The sequence below is a fragment of the Bacteroides sp. f07 genome, from assembly GCF_042854785.1.
GTDB lineage: Bacteria > Bacteroidota > Bacteroidia > Bacteroidales > Bacteroidaceae > Bacteroides.
In genome coordinates, this window is record NZ_BAABXI010000003.1 from 937844 (window position 1) to 952859 (window position 15016).

At 40.8% G+C, this 15016-nt stretch carries 11 protein-coding genes; 8 read left to right on the forward strand and 3 right to left on the reverse strand.

Going from position 1 to position 15016, the window contains the following annotated elements; all coding sequences use genetic code 11:
* Nucleotides 1-3 precede the first annotated feature (3 nt).
* Entirely contained in the window at nucleotides 4-1293 is a 1290-nt protein-coding gene (locus tag ACGHVY_RS23360) for a peptidase U32 family protein (protein ID WP_390601915.1), read from the reverse strand.
* A gap of 124 nt (nucleotides 1294-1417) precedes the next feature.
* Between ACGHVY_RS23360 and dusB the strand changes: the two genes are divergently transcribed.
* Entirely contained in the window at nucleotides 1418-2413 is a 996-nt protein-coding gene (dusB, locus tag ACGHVY_RS23365) for a tRNA dihydrouridine synthase DusB (protein WP_308744155.1), read from the forward strand.
* 57 nt (nucleotides 2414-2470) lie between these two features.
* Here the strand turns inward: dusB and ACGHVY_RS23370 are convergent, their stop codons facing one another.
* Both ACGHVY_RS23370 and ACGHVY_RS23375 read right to left on the reverse strand, forming a co-directional pair.
* Nucleotides 2471-3436 carry a phosphatase PAP2 family protein gene (locus tag ACGHVY_RS23370; RefSeq protein WP_308744156.1) on the reverse strand — a complete coding sequence of 322 codons (966 nt, stop codon included), beginning with the start codon at nucleotides 3434-3436 and terminating at the stop codon, nucleotides 2471-2473.
* Complete coding sequence (locus ACGHVY_RS23375; RefSeq protein WP_308744157.1) at nucleotides 3427-4434, reverse strand: NAD(P)-dependent oxidoreductase; 1008 nt, start codon at nucleotides 4432-4434, stop codon at nucleotides 3427-3429. Before ACGHVY_RS23375 ends, ACGHVY_RS23370 begins: the two co-directional genes overlap by 10 nt.
* Before the next feature lie 64 nt (nucleotides 4435-4498).
* Between ACGHVY_RS23375 and ACGHVY_RS23380 the strand changes: the two genes are divergently transcribed.
* The 7 genes from ACGHVY_RS23380 to ACGHVY_RS23410 all read left to right on the forward strand — a co-directional run bounded on the left by ACGHVY_RS23380 (nucleotide 4499) and on the right by ACGHVY_RS23410 (nucleotide 14994).
* Nucleotides 4499-5101 carry an RNA polymerase sigma-70 factor gene (locus ACGHVY_RS23380; protein ID WP_308744158.1) on the forward strand — a complete coding sequence of 201 codons (603 nt, stop codon included), beginning with the start codon at nucleotides 4499-4501 and terminating at the stop codon, nucleotides 5099-5101.
* A gap of 64 nt (nucleotides 5102-5165) precedes the next feature.
* On the forward strand, nucleotides 5166-6332 hold the full coding sequence (locus ACGHVY_RS23385; protein WP_390601916.1) for a FecR family protein: 1167 nt from the start codon (nucleotides 5166-5168) through the stop codon (nucleotides 6330-6332).
* A 152-nt stretch (nucleotides 6333-6484) separates the two neighbouring features.
* Nucleotides 6485-10075, forward strand: coding sequence for a SusC/RagA family TonB-linked outer membrane protein (locus ACGHVY_RS23390; RefSeq protein WP_308744160.1), 3591 nt, complete (start codon nucleotides 6485-6487; stop codon nucleotides 10073-10075).
* A gap of 21 nt (nucleotides 10076-10096) precedes the next feature.
* A complete protein-coding gene (locus ACGHVY_RS23395) occupies nucleotides 10097-11671 on the forward strand; it encodes a RagB/SusD family nutrient uptake outer membrane protein (protein ID WP_390602070.1) in 1575 nt (524 codons plus the stop codon).
* A 20-nt stretch (nucleotides 11672-11691) separates the two neighbouring features.
* Nucleotides 11692-12588, forward strand: a complete 897-nt coding sequence (locus ACGHVY_RS23400) for a putative zinc-binding metallopeptidase (protein WP_308744161.1) — start codon at nucleotides 11692-11694, stop codon at nucleotides 12586-12588.
* An 11-nt stretch (nucleotides 12589-12599) separates the two neighbouring features.
* Nucleotides 12600-13937 (forward strand): DUF4302 domain-containing protein, encoded by a 1338-nt coding sequence (locus ACGHVY_RS23405; protein WP_308744162.1) that lies wholly within the window; start codon nucleotides 12600-12602, stop codon nucleotides 13935-13937.
* A gap of 13 nt (nucleotides 13938-13950) precedes the next feature.
* Complete coding sequence (locus tag ACGHVY_RS23410) at nucleotides 13951-14994, forward strand: BACON domain-containing protein (protein WP_390601917.1); 1044 nt, start codon at nucleotides 13951-13953, stop codon at nucleotides 14992-14994.
* The last annotated feature ends 22 nt before the right edge of the window (nucleotides 14995-15016 follow it).

Sequence of the window (15016 nt, forward strand, 5' to 3'; positions counted from 1 at the left end):
GTTTTATCCTCTTTTCTGTTCGATATCCAGCCCTTTAAACTTTTTCAGTTCTTCGGTAGATACCAGTTTATACAGTTTGTCACTCGGACGTATCTTATCCGACTTCATAGAGAAATGCTGCCCTTTCTTTACGGTCTGCACCGGTTCCAGATCAACACGCGCTTCATCCAATGTCATAAAAACAGCGCCAGTAGTCGGTCCTGTAATCAACAGTTTGTCGCCTACGCTAACCTCGGCAGCTTCTACCAAAAACTCGGAGACTCCAATGTTAGAGAAGTATTTGATCCCTTTTCCCACGTAAATCTTACGTTCCGTTGCTGCCGATCCATAATTGCGGGTCCATTCTCCCAAACGCTGTCCGAGATAGTAACCGTCCCAGAAACCACGATTGAAAACGGTCTTCAAGCGTTCGTCCCAAACTGCAATCTTTTCATCGGTGAACGTATCTTCCAGATAGGCCTTGATAGCTTCCTTATAACATTCTACTACCGTACGCACATACTCAGGACCACGGGCACGACCTTCAATCTTGAATACACGCACGCCCGCGTCCATCATCTTATTCATAAAGTGGATGGTTTTCAAGTCTTTCGGTGACATGATATATTCGTTATCAATATCCAGTTCCACATCCGTTTCCTTATCACGGACAGTATAAGAACGACGGCACACCTGCATACAAGCACCCCGGTTGGCGGAATGGTTCATCTCATGCAGGGAAAGATAACATTTGCCCGAAACAGCCATGCAAAGCGCACCATGGCAGAACATCTCAATGCGAATCTGTTCACCACTCGGACCGCAGATATGCTCTTCCTGTATCTGGCGGTAAATCTCCGCTACCTGTTCCAGGTTCAACTCGCGGGCTAACACCACTACATCGGCAAATTGCGCATAGAATTTCAATGCTTCCGCATTGGAGATATTCAACTGGGTGGAAAGATGCACTTCCTGCCCTATCTGACGGGCATAGTTCATCACCGCCACATCAGCCGCAATCACAGCCGAAATTCCCGCTTCCTTAGCCGCGTCGACAATGGTATGCATCAAAGGAATATCTTTATCATAGATAATGGTGTTGACCGTCAGATAACTTTTCATCCCATGTTCATCGCACGTACGGGCTATCTCCCGCAAATCATCAATCGTGAATGTATTGGCCGAACGGGCACGCATGTTCAGGTTCTCTATACCGAAATAGATAGAATCGGCACCTGCCTGAATGGCCGCAGCAAGAGATTCGCGCGAACCTACAGGAGCCATAATTTCAAAATCTTTCAAACTAAGACTCATAGAATATATACTTATTTGTATCAGTTAAGCAAATGAATGCGTACAAAGGTAGGCTTTTTTCCGTATTTTTGCAGCGAAAACAAGAAGTTACTTCAATCATCAACAGTAAATAGCAAAATCATATATGAAGATTAACGATATAGACTTGGGTGAACACCCTATCCTGCTCGCTCCCATGGAAGACGTGACCGACCCGGCCTTCCGCCTGATGTGCAAAAAGTTTGGGGCGGACATGGTATATACTGAATTTGTATCGAGTGACGCACTGATACGTGCGGTCAGCAAGACGGCACAAAAGTTAAGTATCAGTGATGAAGAACGCCCTGTTGCCATCCAGATATATGGAAAGGATACTGCGACGATGGTAGAAGCAGCCAAAATCGTGGAACAGGCACAACCCGATATTTTAGATATTAACTTCGGGTGTCCGGTGAAAAGAGTCGCCGGAAAGGGTGCAGGAGCAGGAATGTTGCAGAATATCCCCCAAATGCTGGAAATTACCCGTGCCGTAGTAGATGCGGTAAAAATTCCCGTAACGGTTAAAACCCGTTTGGGATGGGATGCCAACAATAAAATCATAGTAGAACTGGCGGAACAGTTGCAAGACTGCGGTATCGCCGCACTAACCATACACGGTCGTACCCGCGCACAAATGTACACCGGAGAAGCGGACTGGACACTGATAGGAGAAGTGAAGAACAATCCGCGGATGCATATTCCGATTATAGGTAACGGAGACGTGACCACGCCTCAACGCTGCAAGGAGTGTTTCGACCGTTATGGAGTGGATGCTGTCATGATAGGCCGTGCCAGTTTCGGACGTCCATGGATATTTAAAGAAGTGAAGCATTATCTGGAGACAGGCGAAGAACTGCCGCCGCTGAGTTTTGAATGGTGTATGGATGTGCTCCGCCAGGAAGTGATTGACAGTGTAAACCTGCTTGATGAACGCAGGGGGATCCTGCACGTACGCCGTCACCTGGCTGCAAGTCCTCTATTCAAGGGAATTCCCAATTTCCGCAACACACGTATTGCCATGCTTCGGGCAGAAACCAAAGAGGAGCTGTTTCAAATATTTAATGAAATACTCACCAACAGAGAAAGTAATCCGGAAAACTAATTCATTATATCCATAGCATTGTATCCGTGAAAGTAATATTTACGGATCAATGCTGTTTTATTTGAACATCGGCTGTGCAAACCACTTCTTGAACATCCAGGTCACCATTACATACAGCAGAAATGCGGAGAAGAAACCGACAATGGCGTCAATGACATAATGTGCCTGAATATAGACGGTAGCTCCACAAAGCAACATATAGAACGGTATAAGGCAAGCAAACAGTTTCTTGCTGCCACGCCACGCCATAATCATCAGGATTGTAGAAATGCCGACATGCGAACTGGGGAATGCCGCCGTAGGCCGTTCGCCTACCTGCTGAGAACCTTCTACCAGATTATAAAAGAATCCGTGTTGATATCCCGGTCCGGGCAATAACTCCTGATGATGATTGAAATAATCGCCGATGGCAGGGAAAATCCCTTTGGATACATTATCAAAACCAATAGCCGGAAAATAGAATTGAGGACCTGCAACTGGAACAAATATATAAATCAGATAATATATAAAGAAGGAAGTGACAAGCACAAAAGACATCTTTTCGAACCACTCAAACTTATAAATAAAATAGAATAGAGCCACAATCAGCATCATCGGATAATAAAAGAAATATCCCATATTGAATGCCTCGCTGACTATAAGATGTGGAAATGTATGACAGAACCAGATAGCAGGCTGACCATTGAAAATAAACTGTTCGGCAGTTGCAAATACATGATCTAAATTCGGAAAGAAACGATTGAACTCGAAAGTATCCGGATACCAGTAAGACAACAAACTCATCTGAATGACGATACGCACAAACGCCGAAAATTTACAGGGAGCAAGGCGGTAGAGATACATCAGCAGAAAAGTCATTGCGGCAATCATAGCCCTATCGAGCAACATATGCCATGGATGATCCATCCGCTGAAACAGGAATAGAATCAATATGGAAGTCAGCAGATTATAAATCAATGTAATCTTTTCCACAGCAAACAACCCTTTCCGGGTTTCTACTCGCTTAAATAAGTCTAAAGCCATCCTTCATTTTTATACCAGGCAATGGTTTCACGAACGCCCCTCTCCAAATCATATTCAGGTTCATATCCCAATTCGTTGATTGTCGGAGTTATATCACATTGCCAGTTCCGTTGTTTCATTATCTTATACTTATCAGAATTCAACGTACTGCACTTTTTGGAACGCGCAGCAACGAATTCAGCGAGCAAAGATATAACTTTTAGCACAATTAATGGACATTTCATGTGAAGAACAAATGGGTTCCCCAATTCTTTTTGTATCAGCTTCGAAAATGTACTACTTTTATAGACCTTTCCATCTGTCAGAAAATACGCTTTTCTTGTTACTTTTTTCTCCATACCCAGAAAAATTGCCTGCACAATATCTTTCACATAGATGAAAGTCAAGTCCTGACGTCTAAAACCGACCGAGAAATCAATATGTTTCTGAATAGACTTCGCCATCAGAAAATAATCAGACTCGCGGGGACCGTACACCCCGGTAGGACGATAAATGACATAGGGAAATCCCGGAATACTCTGAATATACAGTTCGGCTTTCAGTTTGCTGAAACCATAGGCCGTGTCAGGTGCCGGAGTATCATCCGTTTCTATCGGAGTATAATCTTTCTCGCGCACAGGCCCGAATACACTCAACGTACTTATATATATGAACTGTTTCGGAACCATATTCAACTCTCTCAACGTATCAATAAAATACTTTGTCTGAAGATAGTTCACATAGTCGAAAGTCTTTTTGTCGGAACATTTTGTCACGCCGGCGCAATGAATGATATAATCAAACTTGTTATACGTACCTTTGTGCCCGGAGAGTTGGGCACGAAGTTCGTTGGGATGTGCAAAATCCAGTTCCAAGAAATGAATCTTCCGGTTTTTAAGATACTGTCTGCTGCTGGTGGAGCGAATGCCCGCCCACACGCCAAACTTCCGTTTCAACGCTTCCTCCACGATGAAACTCCCGATAAAACCGCTTGCGCCCGTTATTAAAATACTCTCCATTATGATTTTCTAGGTCCTGCGTAAATAATTGATTAAAATACTCTCACCAAACATTCTTTTTATAATGCCACAAAGATACAATAAATATAAAATAAAAAGCATTTTGCATTTCTCAATTATTATTTGTTTATTTGCAACTCGATTTATTTACTATTCAACATTTTTAAATCACGTGGAAGATAAGGCCGATTTTGATTTTCTTTTTAGAAAGTACTATCCTCAACTTTATTATTACGCATTTCATCTGATTAATAATATGGAGGCTAGCAAAGATATCGTAAGTGATGCCTTTGAATTTATTTGGACCAATTACGCCAAAATAGATAAAGCCACAGCAAAATCCTATCTATACATATATGTCCGCAATAAAAGCATTGATTTCCTACGGCATCAAAATACACACGAACAGTATATACAAATCTATTCCGAACTAACTAAAAGTTATGTGGAAACAGAATATCAAGAACAAGATGAAAGAATGATGCATATCAGTAAAGCCATGGAAAAACTTACACCACACACAAGACATATTTTAGAAGAATGCTACATCCAACGTAAAAAATACCAGGAAGTGGCAGAGGAATTGAATATCAGTGTTAGCGCAGTAAGAAAACACATAGTGAAAGCTCTGCAAGTAATACGTGAGGAATGTGCAAAAAAATCATAAAGCAGGTGTCTTTATACAGGTGATTAAACGTAATATAATAAGATTGATATAGTATCCGAAAGCGATGAATGAACATACTGACAATATAAATAATACAGAAGAATCTGTAAAGAAGGCACTTGACATCATGGAGAGTCCGGCAGAAATAAGCGACAAGCAATTGCAAGAACTGCTTGAAGATGAAGAATGTCTACAAGCTTGCCGTGATATAATGGACAGCAGCCTTTTCCTGCAGCAAAAAGGCGGAACGGAACTGCCGGATATAGAAGCGGAATTAGAACGGTTCAAAAAGAAGAAAGCCGTATCGCGCATGCGTTCTATCCACAGGAAGACCGGAATCGGTATTGCCGCCATGGTTGCCATTCTCTTTGGAAGCTATTATTTCATAAACATCCTGACAACGCCTTCCATCGAACCTATTACAGTATTCACCGCCGATACGGCTCCCCAACATATTATTCTTCAGAAAGACAATGGAGAAAAAATTATGTTGAGCGAACCGGTGATAGCAGACAATCAGATTCCGCCTAAAACGGCAACTACAAAATCTGAAAAGAAAGAATTAGATTACAGGCAAGTTATTTCAAAAACAACGCAGACGCATGTGCTTACCATCCCTCGAGGTGAAAGTTTCAAGGTCGTACTGTGTGACGGAACAGAAGTATGGCTCAACGCCAATAGCAATTTTGTCTACCCCACAGCCTTTGTAGGTAAAGAACGTGTTGTCACTTTAGAAGGAGAGGCTTACTTTAAAGTAACCAAAGATTCCAACCGCCCCTTTGTTGTAAAAACCCCAACTGTGCAAACCAGGGTTCTTGGCACAGAGTTCAATATCCGCAGTTATTCTCCCGAAGATACTCACGTAGTACTTATCAATGGAAAAGTGGAAGTCAGCAATACCCAAGGAGGCTCTTATACCAGACTTTATCCGGGAGAAGACGCCCACCTGCAATCTGACGGCAATTTTGTACTCACCGAAGTGGATCTAGACTCTTATGTCTATTGGAAAGACGGGTATTTCTACTTTGATGACATCGCATTAAAAGACATTATGCAAAGTCTGGGACGCTGGTATAATGTAAATATCGAATTTAGGAGTAAAGAAGCGATGAACTATAAGATGCATTTCGTTTCCGACCGTTCCAAAAACTTGGAACACACTATTTCATTACTTAACAGAATGAAAAAAGTAACAGTAACCTTGCAGGGCAATACGCTCACCGTAGACTAACTTTTCATTGCATAAGTATAACAAATTCATACAAGAAACAACAAATTATCACTTTTATTAAAAAATAATTCGCAAAAGGGGTGTCCATTTTTTCGTTTCATACGCACTATTATTACAAACATATTAAAATTAGTGTTATTAGAATGAAACGTATGAGAAAAAATTGGAATCTATTTATTGTGTGTTTTCTATGCGTATTATGCTTTTTACCTCACCAAGTAAACGCTCAAGCAAAATCACAAAAGAAAATCACGATTGAGTTTAGCAACGAACGGTTACCGTCCGTACTAAAACGCTTGGAAAAGATCTCAGGATACAAGATCCTTTTTACGTACGATGACGTCAAAAAGTATACAGTTTCCGGATCCGCCAAAGACAAAAATATTGAGCAGGCTCTTGATATTATCTTAGCAAACAAGCCATTAGAATATCATATCGAAGACCAATTTATCACTATCACTCCCAAAGGTCCTTCCAAACAAGCCAAAGTATTCAATGTAAAAGGAGTTGTAATTTCCGGTGACGACAATCAGCCCCTTATCGGTGCAACCGTTCTCGTCAAGGGAAGTAAATCTGGTGTATTGACGGACATAGACGGAAAATTCTCAATAGAAAACGTATCGAATAAATCTGTACTGCAATTTTCCTATATAGGAATGAAGCCGCAAGACCTTGCTCCCACCCCTACAATGAATGTTACATTGATGCCTGATGTACAAACACTCTCCGAAGTTGTGGTAACAGGTATGCAGAAAATGGACAAGCGCCTGTTTACGGGAGCAACCAACCAATTAACAGCAGACAACGTAAAGCTCGACGGTCTGCCCGACATCAGCCGGGGACTTGAAGGACGTGCAGCAGGTGTATCCGTACAAAATGTATCAGGAACTTTCGGAACCGCTCCAAAAATCCGTGTACGTGGAGCCACCTCTATTTACGGCAGTTCCAAACCTTTGTGGGTAGTCGATGGCGTTATCATGGAAGACGCTATTGACGTTGGTCCGGACGACTTATCTTCAGGAGATGCAGAAACATTGATCAGTTCAGCTATCGCCGGATTAAACTCCGATGACATCGAGAGCTTTCAAATCCTAAAAGACGGTTCGGCAACCTCCATCTATGGTGCACGTGCCATGGCGGGAGTTATTGTAGTTACTACCAAAAAAGGGAAAGCGGGAGTTAGCAAGATTAGTTATACCGGTGAGTTTACAATGAGAATGGTACCTAGCTATAAAGAATTCAATATCATGAACTCACAAGAACAAATGGGTATCTATAAAGAAATGGAGCAGAAAGGCTGGCTGAACAATAGTGATACATACCGGGCAAAAGACAGTGGTGTTTATGGACGTATGTATCGTCTCATCAATCAATACAATCCGACAACCGGCCAATTCGGACTCGCCAATACTCCAGAAGCACGTAACGCCTACCTGCGTGAAGCAGAAATGAGAAACACAGACTGGTTTGATGTTTTATTTTCCAACAACGTCACACAAAATCACTCTGTCAGTATCACATCAGGAAGTGAGAAATCTTCATTTTATGCATCTTTAAGTGCCATGTCAGACCCCGGGTGGTATAGACAAAGTGAAGTTAAACGATATACTGCTAATCTGAACACAAGTTACAACATCTACAAAAATCTGTCAATCAACCTAATATCAAACGCATCATACCGCAAGCAAAAAGCTCCCGGAACATTAAGTTCGGAAGTAAATGCGGCAAGTGGAGAAGTAACACGCCAGTTCGATATCAATCCTTATTCATATGCCTTGAATACATCCCGCGCTTTGGATCCTACAGTAAACTACATAGCCAATTACGCCCCATTTAATATTCTCCATGAATTGGATAATAATTATATGGACTTAAATGTAGTTGATGTAAAGTTTCAGGGAGAATTAAAATGGAAAGCACTCCCGGAACTGGAACTGAGTGCATTAGGGGCTATCAGATACCAATCATCTTCACAAGAGCATTATATTAAAGATAATTCAAATCAAGCAACAGCCTATCGTACCGGCATGGATGATGCCACCATTCGTGATAAAAACGACCTACTCTACACTGACCCGGATAATCCCTATGCATTACCTATCAGTGTACTGCCGGAAGGTGGTATATACCAACGCAAAAATTATCGAATGTTAGGAGTCGATTTCCGTGCCACAGCATCTTGGAATCATTTATTTGCAGAGAAACATATAACCAACCTGTTTGCAGGTATGGAAGTAAATGACCTCAAACGCATGCAAGACTATTTCCAAGGATGGGGTATGCAATATACAATGGGAGAGACACCTTCTTATGTATATGAATACTTTAAAAAAGGGATTGAAGGGGGAAGTAAATATTATGGACTAAACCACACTACTACCCGAAGCGTTGCAGCATTCGCTAATGCCACCTATTCTTATGACGGCCGTTATACTATAAATGGAACTTTCCGTTATGAAGGAACCAACCGCATGGGTAAAAGCCGGTCTGCCCGTTGGTTACCAACATGGAACGTATCCGGTGCATGGAATATGCATGAAGAAGATTTCTTCAAGACTTTGAATCCGCCCCTCACCCATTTTACTCTTAAAGCATCTTATTCTCTGACAGCAGACAGAGGACCGGATTACGTAACTAATTCACATGCCATCATCACCAGTTATTCACCCTACCGCCCATTCACAAGCGGACAAGAAACTGGTCTCTACGTATCCGATCCTGAAAACAGTGAATTGACTTATGAAAAAAAGCATGAGTTGAATATCGGTGCAGACATGGGATTTTTGGATAACCGTATCAATTTTGCAATTGACTGGTATAAACGTAATAATTACGACTTGATTGGTATAACCCCAACACAAGGAGTAGGTGGTGCGATCTATAAATATGCCAACATTGCTTCTATGAAGTCACATGGTATCGAATTTACTCTTTCGACCAAAAACATTCAAACTAAAAAATTCACATGGAATACAGACTTCATATTCTCTAAAGCTAAAAATGAAATCACAGAGCTCAATGCTCGTTCCAGTGTGATGGACTTAGTCTCGGGATATGGCTTTGCCCGACAAAATTATCCGGTGCGCGGTTTGTTCTCAATCCCATTTGCCGGATTGGATATCAACGGTATTCCACAATATTATATCAACGGAGAGGTAACCAGTACCAATATTGACTTCCAGACACGCGACAATATTGATTATTTAAAATATGAAGGTCCGACCGACCCGACCATTACTGGTAGTATGGGTAACATTTTTACTTATAAAGGATTTAAACTTAATGTATTTGTCACATACTCCTTTGGAAACGTAGTACGCTTGAATCCATGCTTCAAATATCAATATAGCGACCTGTCTTCCATGCCACGCGAATTTAAAAACCGATGGACCATAGGAAATGAAGAGAAACGTACCAACATTCCCGCAATACTATCCAAGCGCCAGCTTGAAGACAACAGAGACTTAATTTATGCATACAACGCCTATAACTACTCAACGGAAAGAATCGCCAAAGGAGACTTCATCCGTATGAAAGAAATCTCTCTTTCTTACGATTTCCCCAAAGCGTGGATTGCACCGGCAAAGATTTCTAATTTATCCCTGAAACTGCAAGCAACCAATCTGTTTCTGATTTATGCGGATAAAAAGTTAAACGGTCAAGACCCTGAATTCTTTAATACAGGTGGCGTAGCCTCTCCGGTACCTCGCCAATTTACGTTAACAGTCAGATTAGGTCTTTAATTATCAAAAATTATGAAAGCAATGAAATATACAGCACTTTTATATTATATAGGAGCCATAGTAACCGTCTGCCTGACAATGTCCTCTTGCAGCAATTTCTTAGATGAGATGCCAGACAACCGGACTGAACTAACAACAGAAGAAAGTATCACTAAAATACTGGTATCAGCTTATCCCGAAACGACAAACTGCCACATCGGGGAATTTTATAGTGACAACATAGATGAAAATAGCAAAGCATACAGTTACCTTTTTCGACTGAATGAGCATCTCTATCGCTGGCAACAAACAACTGAAGAAGATCAAGATTCTCCCCACGCGTTATGGACAGACTGCTACAATGCCATCGCGTCTGCCAACCAAGCTTTACAAGCAATTGAACAAATGGGAAATCCCGCTTCACTGTCCGCACAAAAGGGAGAAGCATTGGTATGCCGCGCATATAGTCACTTTTTACTAGTTACCACATTCTGCAAAGCATACGGTACTACTTCCAAAGAAGACTTGGGAATACCCTATATTACAAAACCCGAAACGACAGTCAATCCTCAATATTCACGTGGAAACGTAGCCGAAGTTTACGAGAGAATAGCCAACGACCTGCAAGAAGGTCTGCCCCTGATTGATGACAACATTTATATCAGACCTAAATATCATTTCAATAAAAAAGCAGCTTACGCATTTGCTGCACGTTTCTACCTTTACTATATGCAACAGGATTATTCCAATTGCCAGAAAGTAATCGAATATGCTAATGCCATATTGGGCAACAACGCTTCTCACCACTTGAGAGATTGGACAGCATTAGGCTCTTTGTCCCCCAACGGCTCCATACAGCCAAACGCCTATGTAAATTCAGACAATCAAGCTAACTTACTGGTTATAACCGCCGCATCTTATTGGCCTATGGTTGCAGATCCCGGTTATGGTGCCTGCGAAGCGTATTGCAATAATGACATCACAGCCTCGGAAAACTGTAAATCTGAAGGCCCGTGGGGAGATCAGACCTCTTACCACCAAACTCCCTTCGCACCCGGCGGTTCTATAAAAAACGGTTTCCGCCGCTTGGCAATATACAGACAATTTTCCGCGTCAGGCGACAGTTGGTCGGGATATATGATGTATCCACCTTTCACAACCGATGAAACACTGCTTTGCCGTGCAGAAGCATATACACTATTGAAACGTTACGATGAAGCAGCAGCAGATATTGATACTTGGCAAAAAGCTTTCACTACAAATACAGAAACCTTAACCAAGGAGTCAATCAATGATTTTTATACTGAATTGTCCTATTATCAGCCGGAAAATCCAACTGTAAAAAAACAGTTGCATCCCGATTTTACTGTTGAAAATGGCATGCAGGAAAATCTTATTCATTGTATCTTACACGCAAGACGTCTCCTGACATTGGAAGAAGGACTTCGATGGCAAGACATAAAACGTTACGGCATTGTTATTTACCGCCGTTACTTTGAAGGTTACACATTAATGGGAATTACAGATAAAATGGAAGTTGATGATCCGAGGCGTGCAGTTCAATTGCCTACCAGCGTTATCACAGCAGGTATGGAACCAAACCCTAGAAATAACTAATTCATCTGGAGGAAAGAAATATGAAAAGACATTACTATATATATAGTTTAATAATTATTCTGACCTGTGTATTGGGAAGTTGTAACAATGATGAAGATGTGGACAAAGCACACAGTATATTTTCGACAGAAGAAGTGGAGCGTGCCATGTTTGACAAATGGATACTGGACAACTATACTAATACTTATAACATACAATTAAAATATCGCATGGAAGACAATGAAAGCGATATGAGTCATGTATTGATACCGGCAGAATACACAAAATCCGTCGTTCTAGCTAAAATTGTCAAACATGTATGGTTGGAAGCCTACGATGAAATCACAGGTAATCCTAAATTTCTATGCCAATATGTTCCCCGGACAATTCACTTCATCGGTTCGCCTGCCTATGAGGATAACGGAACAATGGTACTGGGAACTGCGGAAGGAGGAATGAAAATCACTCTTTATAATGTAAATGACATCAATCCGGAATACATTGATATGAGTGTATTAAACGAATATTACTTTGAGACCATGCATCATGAATTCGCACATATCCTACACCAGACCAAAAACTATGATCCTTCATTCGACCGTATAACAGAAAACGCTTATATCGGAAGCGACTGGTATATGACCAGAACCGAAGAAGCATGGAAACAAGGGTTTATCACACCTTACGCCATGAGTGAGTCACGTGAAGATTTTGTAGAAAATATTGCGATGTATGTAACCAATACAGCCGCTTACTGGGATAATATGCTTGCCAATGCAGGAGAACAAGGAAGGGCACTTATCCAACAGAAGTTCGACATAGTATACAACTACATGGAGCAAACATGGGGAATTAATCTGGATGACTTACGTGAAATCGTCCTACGTCGCCAAAACGAAATAGCAGAAGGCAAAATTGATTTAAGTGTCATTGAATAAAAACTAGAATTATGAAGAAATACCTATCAATATGCATACTATTGACATTAACAAGTATCGGATTACAGTCCTGTCTTTTTTCCGAAGAGGACGTATTTGATGAATCATCTGCCAATAGAGCTACAGCTGATGTCGCTAAATGCCAAGAAATCCTGAAAGAAGCTTCCAATGGCTGGAAACTTGAATACTATGTAGGCAGCGATTACTCTTCCGGAGCAATAACTTTCCTCATGAAATTTGATGGAACGCAAGTACAGATTGCTTGTGAAGGAGGTACAGACGACTACATAGCTGGTGAGAAGATAACTTCACTCTATCAAGTAAAAACAGAACAAAGTACCATGCTTACCTTCGACACATACAACCCGTTACTTCATTCATTTTCTGCTCCTTTGGGAATGAATATAAATCTGGAAGGTGACTATGAATTCATCATATTGGAAGCCTCTTCGGAGAAAATAATCCTACAAGGCAAGAAGTACAAGAATATAATGGAAATGACTCCGATGCCCGAAGACGAACCTTGGGGCACTTATCTTAAGAATGTAATACAAGTCGAAAAAAACGCATTCTTAAATACTTATAACCTGCAAAAAGGAGGAGAAACGCTAAAAGTTTTCAAAAGAGCTCCCGGCACATTAAGTATCTTCGATGTATATAATACCGATGCCGAAGAAGCAAGCGAGTCATTAGCTTATATCTATACAGATAAAGGATTCAAATTACGAGTTCCTTACATAATCAACAATATATCCATACAACATTTTACATGGAATACACTAACCCGGAAATTCACCTGTACAGACGAAGGAGCCACCGATGTAACCCTCAATGAGTTCTATCCGGAAGGATACTTTCAATATAAAGATTTTATTGGAGATTATATTTTAGGGTTCAACAGTTACATGACGGGAAGTGGGTATGCAGAAGCGTCAATCACCCCTTTGGTAGAAGGAGAAACTTATAAGCTTTCGTTACCACTTACTTATTTCCAAATAAGCATTGAAGTTATTCTGAAATATGATAAGGGAAGCGGGCAAATAATACTCGACTCACAAGATCTCGGATTAAATCCCCTATTTCAATATTACTTCGCTATTGCCGCTGGAACAGAAGGATATGCTCATCCGGAGATAAGTATAATCTCCAAATTACGTAATGGATTAATCAGCAAGGTCGAAAGTACAGAACCATTTGGTTTCTATCTCGTAGACAAGATTACTCAGACGAACTCTGCCCTCATGGTTTGGGCCTATTCATCCGACAAATATTCAGAAAGCACAATGGCCGGTTACATTGAATACTTCAGATATCTCATGATGAAAAAGAAAACAGAGGAAAAACAATAGATTTATATAACGTATGAAAAAGATATATTTAAACATAGTATCCATTATCCTTTGTATGACAATGATAACAGGATGCGACAACGAAGAGAATATTTCGGTATCTGACTTGCAAATTCTGGCATCCGAAATACATATGGATGCCACAGGTGGAAAAGGATATGTAGAAATCAGTTCATCAAAAACAGTCAGTGCCCGGCTGACAGATACTGGCTGGTGTAGCATCGAAGAAATAACTGATAATAAAATAACTATCAACACCCAACCTAACTATGGTTATTCCGGTCGCTCAAGCCAACTGGTCATTACTGATGGAGTCAAAGAAGAAAAACTTACCGTGATGCAATCCGGGGCGGTTTTTGTTTTTGAAGACAGCAAATGGATACAGCGCGTAACAAATGCCGCAACTACCTTACACGTTAAACAGTACGGTTCTTTCCCTTGTATCGTAAACATACCGGAAGAAGCCCGTAACTGGTTATCGTATAAAGAGGATGACAACGGTAAAGGGGGGACATTTATAATAACCCAAAACACATCTAATAATATCCGTGCCGCCAAAATCACAGTAACTAATGGTAACCGAGATTTTGAATATCAGATACTCCAGTATGAAGTAGATGATATGTTGGGAACGTGGAATGGACAATATACTAATGATTTTCAAACATATTACGCTTTGAAAGATGTAAAAATCACCAAAGAAGAAGACGGAACTTACTCTGTAGCAAACCTGGCCAACAGTCAACCTTATACATTAAGAGGAGAAGCCGAAAATAACACACTAACCTTTGAAGCCGGCCAGTATCTCGGAAAAATGTATGATATGTTTTACCTAGGTCTCGCTATACAAGATACCCGGGGAGAAATGCATGAAGCCGGCTACAAAATAGGACTTGGCCCCGTTATATTAGCAGACGGAACAATCGGCTTAATGTTTGACGACACAATAAGGGAATATCCTTCAATCGCCTTTTATTTCATAGCATATATTGATGAGTTCCTTGACGAAGCTTATGGAGCAGCATATATATTCGCAAACTGTTTACTATACAAATAGAACTAAAAACCATTTAATTAAA